The following is a 15,230-nucleotide window of genomic DNA, read 5'->3' as shown; positions in this document are numbered from 1 at the left end:
GCGAATTGGGCCACCGCGTTACGCGCATCGTATTGTTTATCAGAGTGTATGGCGAGACCACACTATGGCCACCGATTCGACGACCACTTTAGCGGCCACAGAGCCGTACGTGACGGAGTTCGAGGCGACTGTTCGTTCCGTTGACGGTCGGGCGGTCCGCTTGGACCGGACGTACTTCTACCCGGAAGGTGGCGGGCAACCGGCTGACAACGGGACGCTGGACGGAATTGATGTCATCGACGTGCAGAAACGAGACGGGGGAATCATCCATACGCTCGCGACCGAGCCCGACTTCGAGACAGACGAGGCTGTCACGGGTCGTATCGACGAAGCGTTCCGGACCTACTGTATGCGAGCGCACACGGCGAGTCACGTGGTGTACGGTGCGGGACGGAAACTGTTCGAGGATCCCGGATACGGCGGGTTCGATATCGGGTCGGAGAAAGGTCGCTTGGACTTCAAAACTGACCGCGATCCGGACGACGTGAACGCGATCACGCTCGAGCGGATGGTAAACGAGGTCGTCTGGGACTCTCGGGAGATTACGTGGAACGAAATGAACAGTGAACGCGCCCGTCAGCGCGACGACGTGGTTTTCAATCTGACCGACAACAGCGAACGGTCCGAGACAGTTCGCGTGGTCGAGATCGATGAGTGGGATATCGCGGCCTGCGGCGGGACGCACGTACAAAACACCAACGAGATCGGGCCAATAGCGGTGCTGGACGTCTCGAATCCGGGGGCTGACCTCATCCGCGTCGAGTACGCCGTCGGCCCCACAGCGATCCAAACGCGGATCGATGAGAGAAAGAACGCAAAGCGTGCGGCGGACGTACTGGAGACGAGCGTCGACGATCTTCCGGAACGCGCTACCAGTCTCGTACAGGAGAACGCGTCCCTCAAAGAAGAGATCGATCAGTTACACGAGCGGCTGTTGGACGGGCTCCTAGAGACCCTAGCGGACGAAGCCGTTTCGAAGAACGGTGACGATTGGATAGTCGGCGAAGTCGAGGGGGTGGGGCCGAACGACGTTTCCGAGCGAGTCAGAGCCCTCGCTGGAGACGCGGGAGACGTGATCGCACTGACCGGCGTCAACGGTGACTCGTTCCTGGTCGTCGCGACGACCGGCGACCCCGACGCCAGCGAGGTCGTCGACGATGTCACAGCGGAGTTCGGCGGTGGCGGCGGCGGCGGTTCGACCTTTGCACAGGGCGGCGGGTTGGACGAAGAGCCGGCGACCGTCGTCGAATATCTTCGGGAGCAGGCGTAATCGCTTCGGCGGACCTCTGTCCAGAGCGACTGCGCTTCCGCCGTCTCAGTGTCCCGGACAGCGTACGCCGTCCTTCTCGAGATGTCAGAATAGTTCGACATATTGCGACGCCGAAACACATCGTATCCCCGCCCTTTCAGGAGGAACAAAGTTAATTACCGGAGGACGGGAAGTAGTGTCCGAAATGCCTCTCAAAGACCGCGAGACGTCCGTTTCGGTGGCCGACAGATCACTGCGACGTAACTGCGAAGCCTCGCTCGACTCACACCGGCGGAAGACGAGTGCAACGACCGACGACAGTAGCTGGAGGGAGCTGGTATGACTCGCGAGTGGACCGAGATAACGGTCGTCGGCGAAGACGATACCGGCCTCATCGCTGAGGTGACCTCCTTCCTTTTCGAGCGCAACGCCAACATCGTGGACCTCGATCAGGCCGTTCGGGACGGTACGTTCCGGATGACGATGGAAGTCGACACGACGGAAATGGTCACTACGCAACCGAAGTTCCAAGCGGACCTCGAGGAGCTCTGTGACGGGTTCGGCGTTGACGTTCAGGTGCGGTTCCCATCCGACTGCGAGAACCAGTCCGTTGCCGTCCTCGTCACCAAGGAGAGCCACTGTCTCGAAACGTTGCTCGAGGCCTGGAATAGCGGCGAACTAGACGCTGACATCGAGGTCGTCATCGGGAACCACGACGATCTGCAGCCGCTCGCGGCGCAGTACGATGTCCCCTTCCACGATATCGGAGACGAGAAGGGAACCCCGGACGAGGAAGAACTGCTCGACCGGCTCTCCGACTACGACATCGATCTGATCGCGCTGGCTCGCTACATCCGTATCCTCTCACCCGAAGTCGTCTTCCGTTACGAGAGTCGGATCATCAACGTCCATCCGAGTCTGCTTCCGGCGTTCCCCGGTGCCGCCGCGTACAGACAGGCTCTCGAAGAGGGGGCCCGTATCGCCGGTGTCACCGCTCACTACGTTACGACCGATCTCGATCAGGGACCGATCATCACCCAGCGAGCGTTCAACATCCCGACGGATGCGACGGAGGCAGACCTCAAGAAGCGAGGCCAGCCGCTCGAAGCCGACGCCCTCCTCGAAGCGATACGGCTTCATCTCGACGACGAACTCGACGTACAGTTCGGACGCACCGAAATCGAAAATCCCGAGGAGGCTGACGCGCAACTCGGCGCTCCCGAGGAGCTCGACCGACTGATCCCCGATCAGCCGGTCGACGGCTTCGATGCGGTGGCTGCCAGCGAACCGGATGAGACGGCAACGGCGGATGACTGACTCACGGTGTCTTCCAATTCCGACATCGAGGTCAATCGAAGCGGCGACGAAATCGGATTGCGGGACCCTATTGGGCTAAACGGACTGGATCGTTTTCTCGTACTCCGCATCACATACGCTATGTAACCTGTTGAGGATGGCGCGGCCGAGTCGGTAGGGATGCCATCGTTCCGAGCGCTATGCCGGCCCCAGACACAGAACGACGACAACGGCACCTGTCGCTCCGATATCGAAGGAGATGACGAGCTACCACTTTCGCTGTCGACGGGAGATTCATTAGACGTCGAGACGAGATGACAGACGAAATGGTCACGTCTACAGCCGAGATCCCGATCACCGTTATCAGCGGCCCGCTGGGTGCGGGCAAAACGACGCTGGTCAATCGACTGCTGAACAACCCCAACGGGAGTCGAATCGCCGTCATCGTCAACGACATGGGCGAGATCAACGTCGACGCGGAGTTGATCGCCGACGAGACGGAGGACGGTGTCGTCGACCTCTCGAATGGCTGTATCTGCTGTCGACTCCAGGACGACCTCGTCACCCAGGCGACGCGACTAGCCGAGGAACGCTCGTTCGACTACCTCGTCATCGAGGCGTCAGGAATCAGCGAACCGATTCCCATCGCCCGGACGCTCACGACGGGGACCGAATCGGACAGCCTCCCGGACCGGTTCCGCCTCGATACAACAGTGTCGGTCATCGACGCCTATGGCTTCTGGAAAGCGTTTGATTCGGACGAATCCCTCCCGGATGCTGCCCCGGATCCGGAGCGGCCGCTGACCGAGGTGTTAGTCGACCAGATCGAATTCTGTGACGTTTTGCTGTTGAATAAGTGTGATATGGTTCCCGAGGAGACGCTGGCCGCTATCGAGGCCGCTATCGGCGAACTCCAGCCGCGTGCGACGCTGCATCGAACGACGCACAGCGATATCGACTCGAGTGCCGTTCTCGACACGGGATCGTTCGACTTCGACGCGGCACGGCGACAGCAAGGCTGGAAGCAAGCCTTGGCCGGAGAAACAGCAACCGAGCATTCGGATCACGACCACGGTGACGATGCCGTTTCGGCAGCCGAGGCACACGGCGTCGAGTCGTTCGTCTATCGTCGAGAACGTCCCTTCCACCCCGGACGGTTCGACGCGTGGCTCGACGACTGGGACGGCGAGATCATCCGTGCGAAGGGGTTCGCGTGGGTAGTGAGTCGCCCGGAGACGGTTCTCGGCGTGAGTCAGGCCGGTCCGTCCGTCCAGGCTGGTCCGATCGGCGAATGGGGAGACGACGAACCGGCGACACGGTTAGTGTTCATCGGTAGCGACATCGACGAAGCGGCCGTGACAAACGAACTCGACGACTGTCTGGTGGCAGCTGACGAACAGATCGACGAGTACGCTACTGATCCCTTCCCCCGCGGACCTGCGTGATTTCCGCTCGAGGCCGGGATTCGTTTGGTAGTCGTTTCAAGGTCCAGAGATCCCCACAGTTGACGGTTGCCACCGCGGTGATTCCCCGATCGATGGACGGCGTTCGATCAGTGCGTACACCGTTTCAGCGACTCTATAGTGTCCAGTATTCCACAGAATGGTGTGTTAGCTCAGGGCACGAGAAGGTGACGTACTGCCAAAAAACGGAGGCGTCCAATCGCGCGAGGGTTACGGTTCCAGCAGGACCTTCGTGACACCTTCCTCGCGGTTGTCGAATCTTTCGTACATCTCCGGTGCTTCCTCCAGGTCGACGCGGTGTGAGACGACCCAGCTGGGATCGGCACGCCCTTCGATGATCATGTCGCGGAGTGCGCGATTGTACTCCTTGACGTTGCACTGACCGGTACCGAGCGCCTGTCCCTTCTCGAAGAGGAGGCCGAAGTCGATGCCGAGACGTCCTTGTGCGGCCATGTCGTCCGGTGCGCCGGGGTCGTCAGGGACGTACAATCCCGGAATCCCGAGTTCACCGGTCGGGCGGACCGTTCGGATGAGATTATTGATGACGACAGCCGGGTTCTCGCGAGCGGGGTCGTACGCATCGTCGGCTTGCTTGTCCGGGTCGATCGCCTGATATCCGACGGCGTCGACGCCCTTGTCCACGCCCCCGCCGTGGATGTCCTTGATCTGTTCGACCGGATCGCCCTCCTCGAAGTTGATCGGCGTCGCGTCACAGTGTTCCTCGGCCAGTTCGAGGCGGCTGGGAACGCGATCGACGACGTAGATCTCCGCGGCACCCTTGAGCTTGGCGCTGTAGGCCGCCATCAGGCCCACCGGGCCGGCGCCGTAGATCGCGACGGAGTCACCGGACTCGAGGTTGGCGAGTTCCGTGCCGTGCCAACCGGTCGGGAAGATGTCCGCGAGCAATGCAAACGAATCCTCGTGTTCGTCTCCGTCGGGTAGTTTGAGCGCGTTGAAGTCCGCGTACGGAATGCGGAGTTCCTCGGCCTGACCGCCCTGATACGGCCCCATCGCGACGTATCCGTACGCGCCCCCGGCGAATCCGGGATTGACGTTCGTACAGAAGCCCGTGTAGCCGTTCTCACAGTTCTCACAGAAGCCACAGGCGACGTTGAACGGCGCGACAACGCGGTCGCCCTCCTCGAGGGAGGTCACCGCATCGCCAACTTCGGTCACGATTCCCATATTCTCGTGTCCGAACACGATCCCCGGCTCTGCGGCCGTCCGACCCTCGTACATGTGGAGGTCAGACCCGCAGATGCACGTCGTCGTGATGTCGATCAGGACGTCGTTCGGGTGCTCGATTTGCGGCTCCTCGACTTCTTCGACCGATACCTCGCGTTCGCCTTTGTAAACGACGGCATCCATTGACATTGATCGAAATCTCCACTCCAACCTGCAATGGGGTAGTACTTATATTCGATGTGTGGAGGATTGGTTAGAACACAAAATGTGAAATTCACAACCGATAGTGGGAGAGACCGTGTATATTTCCCATGCGTTTCATGCATGCTTCTCGAAGTCTGACACGACGAGTCAGAGCGTAGCCACACAAGTAATATATTTATCATTTTGGGCAGGGAAACAGTCAGTGGCGACAGCAGAGACACGCTTTTGACTACCGGTTGCGCAACGATGATAGCGGACAGGGACAGTCCAACACGCGGAGAAATCCTGTTTGAGTCGCGGAATTCACTGTGGCCTCGCGTGCCCTCTGTCGAACGCTTCGGTCGCCGGTATGTACAGCACTCGCACCAAGCAACACGAGCGGAGATTTGAGAGTGAGAAGATATTGCTACTCAATATATCAAATGTAAAATTTTACCATCAAGTCTCGACTGACTGTGCTTTTCTTTGAGATGCGCTTTCTCTCCGACTGTCCAGTAGGAGACGGACCAGAACGAACCATCAGAACGCCCTCTATTATCATAGATCGACCAATTTCACCGAGAGCAGGATACTCCGTGGTAACGTCGAAGAGACGGCCGAATCAGTACTGACTCTGAACTGATTGCTCCATCATCTTGCGACGGATCTGGTGTCGAAAGAAAACTGTACAGAGTTGACGTTCGTCCAGCCAATCACACACACAACATCAACCGTCGTTATTCACTTGCGGGTAGCTCTCGTACTCTCCGTTAGATCCGAAAAACAGCGTCTTCAGTTCAATTGTTGTAGGCTTCCTGTGCGAGCTGGTGGAACTTGTGGACGGTGTGTTCGTTGGGGCCGAGTTGAGCCTGTGCGAGCGCGCCGGTCTTGAGCCCTTGCCACTGGCGTTCGACCAGTTCGAAGTCCTCTTCTTGCAGTTGGCGACTCGTCCGGACGAACTCCCGCTCTTCTTCGGAGAGTTCGCTGTCGCGGAAGTAGTAGTCCGCGATGAGTCGGAAGCGGTTGGTATCGATCGGTTCGATGATATAGGTGCCGTAGCCGTCGGCGGTACCGTACATGTTGACCGTGAAGTTCGGCCAGAGGTAGTGGAACTGCGCCTCGTGCTCGTCGTGGATCCGCATCTCGTCCTCGACGTCCTGAGCGTGGGTGTAGTGAAGCACCCAATGGTAGTCGTTCACCTCGAGTTCGGAGTCGTTGAGCGAGATGCCTTTGATCCAGTCCTGATGGTTGGCCTGGCAGTGGTCACACTCCGAATAGTTGCTCGCAAATACCTTCCAGTTACACTCGACTTCCGAGACGATTCGGGTCGCGTGTTCGTACTCTCCGAGCGGAAGTGCCTCGAGCCGGTCTTTCATGACGCCAGCCTGTTCGGCCAGCGCCATTGGATCCTCGCTCAGGTTCACGAAGATCAGTGGGCCGATACTGTCGACGTGAACCGACTCCGATTCGTCGAGTGCGGCCGGATCGACCTGTTCGGGATCGGTCATCGATGCGTCTTCGAGGAGCGCCGCGCCGTCGCGAGCCGAGAAGTTCTCGACGGCGCGGATCTCACCGTCGCCGTCTCGAGCGACGATCAGCTCACGGCCGCCGATGGTCCGCGTGAAGTACTGGCCGGGCTCGCTTATGCTGTTAACGTGGCCAGCGTAGATCCAGTACTGGCCGAACACCTTCTCTTTCTCCATCTCGAAGACATCGTCTTCGGTGAAGTAGCGAGCCGGCAACGCGTTTGATTTCTCCGTGATGTCCGAACTAACCGGCTTCGTCTTGGCGTCGTTCCACTGCGTCATACAGTAGCACAATTGAGTGAATTAGTAAAAAGGGTTGGCCAGTTATATAGAATCCCATTATATGGTCGGTCGTGGCGTCGGTGACCGATATCGATGGCGGAATGAAATACGTGATAGAGGGCCGGTACCGATTCGTCTTTCATAGGCGGTCACTTCTGCCGGATTTCGAACCGCCCCGTCCGTCGACGAGGACGTTCATTTCATTTCTATCGGGTCGCGCGCCACAGCGGACGAGACACCTAATCCGCTCCGAAGAGCGAGACGGAATATCGAACTAGCCGATCAAAATCGATCGTCATTCGTTGAGATGGCAGTATGAATAGTATAGAAAATATCGTCAGGTTGTCACTATTTGATTCTGTACTACCTCAACTGCCGTCCTGTCTGAGGGTTATCAGTCTCTGACGGTTATAGTAATACCAGACGTTTGTCAGTCCTCCGACTCGAAGCCCCACGCCTCGAGTCGGTCGACGACCTCGTCGACGTTGTGCATCGCCGCCTCGTAGGCCGCTTCCCGAACGTCGGTCTTCGAAACGTCGGTCCCGAGTTCGTCGCTGACCGCATCGACGAACTCACCCTCCGCGTCGACAACGTAATCCCGGAGATAGAACTGGACCATCTCGCGGTCCTGCTTGACCGTATCCCGGACGTAAACCCAGGGAACGCCGCCATCGTCAGCGCCGTTTTGTGGTGGCTCGCCGATGATCCCCTCACTCGAGTCAGCGGTGCTCTCATCATCCCGATCCGTCTCCGTCTCAGACTCAACTTCAGAGTCCGCGTCTTCGGTGACCGGCTGCTCTGGTTCGGGGTCTGATTCGGACTCGTCGTTGGTGGGCGTCTCTTCGGTCGTCTCCGTTTCCGCGTCAGCACCCTCCGCTTCCTCTTGGACCTCTGCGAACGGATCGCTCCCGGATCCCTTCTTCATCGGTCGTCAACCTCCTCGATCTCCGTCGCCAGCTGATCGATCTTCTCGAGTGTCTCCATCTCGTGGTCGCGCTGCCGGTCGCGGTATTCCTCGACGTAGTGTCGCGGCGTACACTGTTGATCCCAGCAGCCTTCGAAAAGAGACGAGCGCTCGCGGATCGCAACCGGGGCAGGATAGCCGCGGTCGCGGATCTCCGTGAGATACCGCTCCTGAGCGGACGTCCGACCGACGCCGTTCGGAACGGCCGCGAGGACGCCGATCTCGGCTTCGAGTCGATCCTCAAGCCCGTCGACGAGTTCCTCTAATCCGAGGACGCTCTGCATTCCCTTGCCGGTGGGCTCGACGGGGATCACTAAGCTTCGCGTGGCCGACACGGCGTTGTAGAGGTGGGGGCCCGCGGTCGCCGGCGGATCGACGACGATCACGTCGTACTCCTGTGGAATACTGGACTCGAGAAGCACCTGTCGAAGCCGGTCGTAGGGATCGAAGTCATCGCCCTCGCCGAGATCGTCGGCCATCTGCTGTGCGCGATTGAGGAGGTCCTCGAGGTTCTCGAGCATGTTGTGACTCGGGAGGAGATCGAAGCCGGACTCGGTTTCGTAAATGAGATCCTCGAGGGGCCCCTTCGGTCGGTCGATCAGATGCCGAACGATGTTGTCCGCCTGACTGTCGTCGCGGGGGGCGTCGATGTCGAGGAGGTAGGTGAGCGAGCCGTTTTGCTGGTCCATATCGATCGCGAGCACGTCGAGCCCGTGATTGGCGTGGGCCTCGAGCAGCGCTGCACCGATCGTCGACTTTCCGACGCCGCCGGCCTCCGAGTAGGTCGTATATGTGAGCATACGAGTTAGTTAGGCTTCTCGAATATAATACTTCACCATACGTACTCAGTAGTCCGTTCGGTTAGGCCGATTGGTTAGCCTAACTAAACGGCCCCCTTCAGCGAGTATCCTCTCCCAGCCGAACCGGAGAGAACGAGGAGAACAGCCCCCGAGTGAGTCGATCGGGACGCAGAGAACTGCGCCGGGTAGCGGATTCGATACGGCTAACCGGAGGAAAAAGAGTAATACCAGTTAGGCCATTCAAGTAGGCCATTTGAATAGCCGAAATGGATTAACTAATGAAGTAGCTTATAGAGCCTCCCTCACCGGACTTTGGCCTAAATGGCCTATTCAGATCACCTATTCGATTAGCCCATTCGAATAGGCCAAAGAAGATAACTAACAAAGTAGCCTATAGAGAGCCCCCTGCTTGGCTTTGAACCCAAGAACCTATTCGGTCCGCCTATTCAGGAAGCCTAACCGAAAAACAGACAGCCTAGATGGGATTGTTAGATGGCCTAACTAGCAAGACTAACTTTATACCCTAACTGTCTCGACTGACTAAGGTTACCGATAAGCCATTCGAAAGAGAAAGACGAGTTGGGTGTACTGAATTGGCACGTTGTCGAGAGCAGATTGCTCGCCGGCCTCACCTGAAAGCATAACTGGTTAGCCTAATGAGATAGTCTAATCGATGTTTCCCGACGCTGGTGGACATCTAACCGGAAGTCACAGCGAACACACCGACCCGAACGACAGGAATCAGCGGACTGAACGATCGGAAGTTGTGGATGTGGCTGGTGCTCCCGATAGCTGGATCGGTCGACTCGAGTAGTCGGATACCCGATCGGAACACACCTGCAACTCTCAGAGAGATTCGATCGCTCGAGGTCTTGCAGAACGTGCGTTCGGATCGCTGGTTAACAGGGTAGGTCGCAGCTAGTTCGGAGAGGACCTATCCAATAAGATAGTCCAATTAGTTAGACTTATCGGTTAGCCTATCTAGACAAGATATCGAAATGGCCGAAACGGGATGATATACTCAAGCGGTGAATCGAATTCCTACTCTCGTTGATCGAACGCGATCTAGTTCGAAGACTGGCACCCGCTCAGTAGAAGCGAGAGGGAACGCGAGTATCAGTGACCGAACCGCCTCAATCGCGTCCGAACGGGTTCATTGACCCGTGCTCGGCAACACAACGGTGAACTACCCCACCCTACTCAGCCGCTGGTGCGGCTTCATTGAGGGTAGGGCTTCCTGTTTCGATGACGTGCTTTGCAGACACCGAATGGGTGTCCGTAGGGAGCGCAGTCTCCACAGGCGTGTCTTCGGGCCATCCCGTCCCTAGTTCAGAAAAGCCGCGCTTGAGGACGTTCATCGCCGCGTTCGCGTCTCGATCACACTTGAACCCACACGACGGACAGGAGTGTTCTCGAACCCAGATGGGTTTCGCCGTCTCCACATTACACTTCGCGCACTCCTTCGTCGTTCCTGGTGCTTCCACCTGCATGACGTGACAGCCATACAAGTCTGCCTTGTATTCGAGGAGAGTGATGAACTGACGCCACGCCGCGTCCTGCTTGTTGCGAGCGTTCTGTGACTGCTCCAACATCCCCTTCACGTCCAAGTCCTCGACGAACACAGCATCGTACTCGCGAACGAGCCACGTCGTGATTTTGTGCTGGTAGTCTAGCACCTTTCGACGGATGTGTCGCTTGACCTTCGCCACTTCTCGGCGTTGCTTCTCGTAGTTGTTCGACCCTTGCTCTTTCCGCGAAAGCTTGCGTTGCTCGTGACGGAGTCGGTCGTACTCGTCTTCGAGGTTGAGCCAATCCACAGTCGTACCGTCTGAGGTGTGAATGTAGTTGAGGATACCAAGGTCAAGACCCACGCTATTGTTCGTATTGAGCGAGTTCACGTCGGGTTTCTCGGTCAGGTCGGCCTCATCGGTTTCCAGCCCGAAGGAGACGAACCAGTCGCCAGTTGTCTCCTTCTTGATCGTGACTTCTTTGATATCGGCTTCATCGGGGATTTCGCGGTGGTAGCGGATCGGGATGTCGCCGATTTTAGAGAGCCAGAGCGTCGCGCGTCGGCCACTCGTGTTTTTGAGTTCGAAGCCAGACTGCGAGTACGTCATACTCTGGAATTCCTTTGGTGACTTCCACTTGAGCTTCCCGACCTTGTGTCCGTTTTGTTTCTGCTCGGAGAGTCCGTTGAGGTTCTGGTAGAACCGAGTGACGGTTCGTTGCAGTGCTTTGGAGTTAACTTCCGCGAAGATGGGGAATTCGTCTTTCCAGTCGGTGAGTCGATAGTGGTGTTGGTACGCGGAACAGATGTCGTCGATGTCCACGTTTTCGTATTCGTAGAGCGTATAGTTGTACGCTTGGCGATGAATGTCGATGTGAGAATCCAGTGCAGCCACTACCTGTTGTGTCGGGTATGCGGGGTAGCGGTGACTGTATTCCATCGCTATCCCTTGATTAGAGATGTGTTCACTTAATGGCTTGTACTGTCGTGCGGCGATTCATCCCCTCCCTACTCGCTCGCAATACTCGCTCCTTGAGGAAGGAGCCTTCTCGCCTCAATTCTGGTAAAATTATCGTTATTTGTGAAGGTAACCGATAGCACCGATCGAAACGGGTTATCGGGGAAGCGCGTGTGCGAGCAGTTCGATTGGGGTCGGAGGCGTATCGCCATCGAGCGCGGTGCCAGCGAGAGTACTGCTGGCGGGGACCGGTTCGATCCGACTGTCGCCGAGTTGCGTCCGGCAGGACGTTCCCGGCGCGGCGACGACCTCGGCACCGCTGTCCTCGATCTGATCGAAGAGGATATCACCGATGGACTGGCTCAGCGAGTAGTGTTCGGCCTCGTAGCCGAACGTACCGGCCATGCCACAACAGCCCGAGTCGAGCGGATCGACAGCGTAGCCGGCCCGACGGAGCACGCCGACGGCGTGGTGGTCTTTCTTCTCCGCCTTCTGGTGACAGTGACCGTGGTAGACGACCGAGTCGGCGGGTGCTGCCCACTCGACTGCCTCGTCGAGTCGGAACGTATCCAGATACTCACAGAGGCCGTAGGCGTTCGCGGCGAACGACTCCACGGCCTTGCCCGACCGCAAGTCGAGAGCATCGGACTGGAACATCACGGCGTCGGACGGCTCGGCCACGACGATATCCCAGCCCTCGCGGATCCGCGGCTCGAGTGCAGCCACGTTCTTTTCGATGGCGTCGCGGGCGGCGTCGACGAACCCTTTCGAGAGCGCCGGCCGGCCGCTGTCGGTCCGGTCGGCCACGTCGACGTGGACACCCGCGGCCTCCAAAACATGCACCGCCGCCTTGCCGACTTCCGGATGACTGTAATTCGTGTAGGTATCCGCGAAGAGGACCGCTTTGCGCTCAGCCTCGGCTTCAGAGACGCGCGAGCCGCCGCGCGCGTCGAACCAGTCCTGAAGCGTCTCACGGCTGAATTCGGGCAGGGACCGTTCGCTCGCGATTCCGACCGTCTTCTCGGCGAGCACGTCCGATCCGGGGAGCGACTGGGTAAGGTTCGAGACCGGTGCCAACGCACTGCCGACGGCGGCGAGTGTATCGAAGTTAGCGAACAGTTTGTCCCGGAGGCTCGCGCCGTGTTCCTGATGGCGCTCGTGCATGACCTCGGTCTTGAGCTTCGCCATGTCGACGCCGCTCGGACAGTCTCGCTTGCAGCCCTTACAGCCGATACAGAGGTCCAGGACCTCCTCGGCGAACTCGTCGTCGGTGGGATCGTCTGGAAGATCGCCGCTCATCGACTGCCGGAGGAGGTTCGCCCGGCCGCGAGTCGCCGTGATCTCCTCGTCGGCCGCCCGGTAGGTCGGACACATCACGCCGCCGGTGGTTTCCTGCTCGCCGCGACAACCACCACAGCCGTGACAGAGTTCGACCATCCCCTGCATGCCGTTCTCGTTGTCCCAGTTCAACGACGGCTCGAGCCCGGCGTCGTACTCGTAGTCGCCGTCGTACCGGAGGTGTTCGGTCATGTCGTGGTCGCCACAGACGTTGCCCGGATTGAGCAGCCAGTCGGGGTCGAACGCGGTTTTCAGATCGCGAAAGGCCTGCCAGAGGTCGTCGCCGTAGAGTTTGTGGTTCCACTGGGTTCGAGCCCGGCCGTCGCCGTGCTCGCCGGAAACGCTACCGCCGAACTCGACGACCATGTCCGTCACTTCGTCGGCGATAGCAACCATGTCTTCGCGATCCCGGTCGGCCTTCGTGTCGACGAGCGGACGGACGTGAAGCACGCCCGGCCCGGCGTGGGCGTAGAACGCCGCGTCGTCGTCACGGCCCTTCTCGGCCAGCAGCGACTGGAAGCGCTCGACGAACTCCGGGAGATGTTCGGGCGGGATCGCACAGTCTTCGATGAAGCTGATGTGCTTCTCGTCGGAGGTCCGCGAGAGCAAGATCGGCAAGCCGGCCTTCCGGAGCGTCCAGAAGGTCTCGCGTTCGGCCTCGTCGTGGGCCTCGAGCCCGGCGAACGCGATCGTTTCGTCGATTGCCGGTCGATCCTCGGCCGGCGTCCCCTCGGTCTCGGTCCCCGGAACCCGGTCTGCGAGGAGGCCGGCGGTCTGCTCGCGGCCGTGATCGTCGTCCTCGGCATAGAATTCGACCAGCAGCCCCGCCTCGGCCTCGTCGGGGACGAGCGACGCCGCCGCCTCGAATTCAGTCGTCTCCCGGGCCAACCCGAGGAGCACGTTATCGATGAGCTCGACCGCGGCCGGTTCGTGCTCGAGAACGTGCTGGACGTCGGTCACGGCATCGAGTACGCTCTCGTAGAATAACAGAGAGACCGCCTTAGTCTCCGGGACCGGCTCGAGGGACACCTCGGCTTCGGTGACGACGGCCAGGGTTCCTTCGCTGCCCGCGAGCAGGCGCGCGAGGTTGACGGTTCCAGTCTCGGCTTCGTCGATGAGGACATCGAAATTGTAGCCCGAAACGTTGCGCTTCAGGTCGGGGAATCGGTCTCGGACCTCGTCACCGTCCTCGTCGATGATCCGGACGACTTCCGCGTGGATCCGCTCGAGGAGCGAGCCGTCAGGATCGGCGGAGTCACGGAGCTCAGCGACGGTTATCTCGCCGAGCGTGGCGACAGTGCCGTCGGCGAGGACGACCTCGCATTCCTCAATATAGGCGTCTGTCTTGCCATAGACCAGCGAGTGTGCGCCCGTCGAGTTGTTCCCGATCGCACCGCCGATCGCGCTGCGGTCCCCGGCCGCCGGATCGGGCGCGAACTTCAAGCCGTGGGTGGTGAGCGCGTCGTTGAGTTCGCCGAGGACTGTCCCTGCCTCGACGTGGGCTCGTTGGTGATCGGGTTCGATCGAGACGACGCCATCCATATGGCGAGTGAAATCGAGGACGACGGCCTCATTGACCGCCTGACCCGCGAGGCTCGTCCCACCGCCGCGTGGGAGGACCGGAATCTCGCGGTCCGCACAGTACGAGACGGTCGCGGCGACATCGGCAGTCGACGTCGGGTAGACGACGCCGATCGGCGTCAGTTCGTATGCGCTCGCGTCGGTCGCGTACAGTTGCCGCGTGTAGGTATCGAACCGGACGTCACCCTCGACACGGTCGCGGATCTCGTCGACCAGTGCGGGTCGATCTACGTCCGGCGAGACCAAATCATACGTGGCCCGCTGATCGTCGATTTCGGCCTCGGTCTCGCCCCCTGCGTCGAATGCGGTGTTGGATCTCGCAGTCATTCAGCTACCCCTTCGAATGAGTCGTCATACGGTTCACAAAGATAAAGCGTTCGACAACGCGACGAGCGATCTACTCGGTGTCGTTTCGTGCTCGATCCAAGTAGCTATTCGATACTTTTCTCGAGATACTATCGGTTTAGTATATGTATCGAAAGTCATAGAGGTCGGTAGTGATTGAGGTGGAAAAGAGTTCGTGAGTGATACGGCAGTCCGATCGATAGCCCACAACTATCGCGATTCGATTAATGCCATACTCGATGAAACCGTTTTCAGATCAGGTGCTATCAGTATCCACAGTATGATACGGATATAAACGTATATATCCACATACAAGTTCTATTCAGGCCACTTTGTTCATTTTCGTGGGATAGTCCATACGATAGCTCCTCGAGGAGGGCACACTAATAACCGATAGCACATAACGCCTCCAAATTTCACCCGTCACTATGAATACCGGTTGACGACAGGGAGGGAATTGGAAACCGGCAGTATTCTAAACGTATCTTTTGAGATATGAGAAGTCTAATTTCTCTACTTTCAAATCATTTTAGACGTGCAACGTTATGGGGCG

General features: G+C 58.8%; 9 protein-coding genes. 3 read left to right on the top strand and 6 right to left on the bottom strand.

From position 1 onward, the window contains the following. Nucleotides 1–64 precede the first annotated feature (64 nt). The 3 genes from ACJYUO_RS17635 to ACJYUO_RS17625 all read left to right on the top strand — a co-directional run bounded on the left by ACJYUO_RS17635 (nt 65) and on the right by ACJYUO_RS17625 (nt 3,990). On the top strand, nt 65–1,270 hold the full coding sequence (locus ACJYUO_RS17635) for an alanine--tRNA ligase-related protein (protein WP_494346648.1): 1,206 nt from the start codon (nt 65–67) through the stop codon (nt 1,268–1,270). A gap of 318 nt (nt 1,271–1,588) precedes the next feature. Further along, nucleotides 1,589–2,566 carry a formyltetrahydrofolate deformylase gene (locus tag ACJYUO_RS17630; protein WP_494346647.1) on the top strand — a complete coding sequence of 326 codons (978 nt, stop codon included), beginning with the start codon at nt 1,589–1,591 and terminating at the stop codon, nt 2,564–2,566. 293 nt (nt 2,567–2,859) lie between these two features. Then, complete coding sequence (locus tag ACJYUO_RS17625) at nt 2,860–3,990, top strand: CobW family GTP-binding protein (RefSeq protein ID WP_494346646.1); 1,131 nt, start codon at nt 2,860–2,862, stop codon at nt 3,988–3,990. A 228-nt stretch (nt 3,991–4,218) separates the two neighbouring features. Here ACJYUO_RS17625 and ACJYUO_RS17620 read toward each other — a convergent pair whose 3' ends face one another. The 6 genes from ACJYUO_RS17620 to ACJYUO_RS17595 all read right to left on the bottom strand — a co-directional run bounded on the left by ACJYUO_RS17620 (nt 4,219) and on the right by ACJYUO_RS17595 (nt 14,659). Continuing rightward, nucleotides 4,219–5,376, bottom strand: a complete 1,158-nt coding sequence (locus tag ACJYUO_RS17620; protein WP_494346751.1) for a glutathione-independent formaldehyde dehydrogenase — start codon at nt 5,374–5,376, stop codon at nt 4,219–4,221. Nucleotides 5,377–6,173: 797 nt separating this feature from the next. Continuing rightward, nucleotides 6,174–7,184 carry an aromatic ring-hydroxylating oxygenase subunit alpha gene (locus ACJYUO_RS17615; protein WP_494346645.1) on the bottom strand — a complete coding sequence of 337 codons (1,011 nt, stop codon included), beginning with the start codon at nt 7,182–7,184 and terminating at the stop codon, nt 6,174–6,176. A 430-nt stretch (nt 7,185–7,614) separates the two neighbouring features. Next, nucleotides 7,615–8,109 carry a DUF7970 domain-containing protein gene (locus ACJYUO_RS17610; protein WP_494346644.1) on the bottom strand — a complete coding sequence of 165 codons (495 nt, stop codon included), beginning with the start codon at nt 8,107–8,109 and terminating at the stop codon, nt 7,615–7,617. Beyond that, nucleotides 8,106–8,948 (bottom strand): ParA family protein, encoded by an 843-nt coding sequence (locus ACJYUO_RS17605; RefSeq protein WP_494346643.1) that lies wholly within the window; start codon nt 8,946–8,948, stop codon nt 8,106–8,108. The genes ACJYUO_RS17610 and ACJYUO_RS17605 overlap by 4 nt, the downstream gene beginning before the upstream one ends. A 1,196-nt stretch (nt 8,949–10,144) precedes the next feature. Continuing rightward, nucleotides 10,145–11,395: an RNA-guided endonuclease InsQ/TnpB family protein gene (locus tag ACJYUO_RS17600; protein ID WP_494346642.1), complete on the bottom strand. Its 1,251-nt coding sequence runs from the start codon at nt 11,393–11,395 to the stop codon at nt 10,145–10,147. A gap of 174 nt (nt 11,396–11,569) precedes the next feature. Next, nucleotides 11,570–14,659 (bottom strand): FAD-binding and (Fe-S)-binding domain-containing protein, encoded by a 3,090-nt coding sequence (locus tag ACJYUO_RS17595; RefSeq protein WP_494346641.1) that lies wholly within the window; start codon nt 14,657–14,659, stop codon nt 11,570–11,572. Nucleotides 14,660–15,230 lie beyond the last annotated feature (571 nt).

The sequence above is a fragment of the Natrinema sp. CRL1 genome (assembly GCF_059162405.1).
This window is presented reverse-complemented; position numbering and strand designations above follow the sequence as displayed.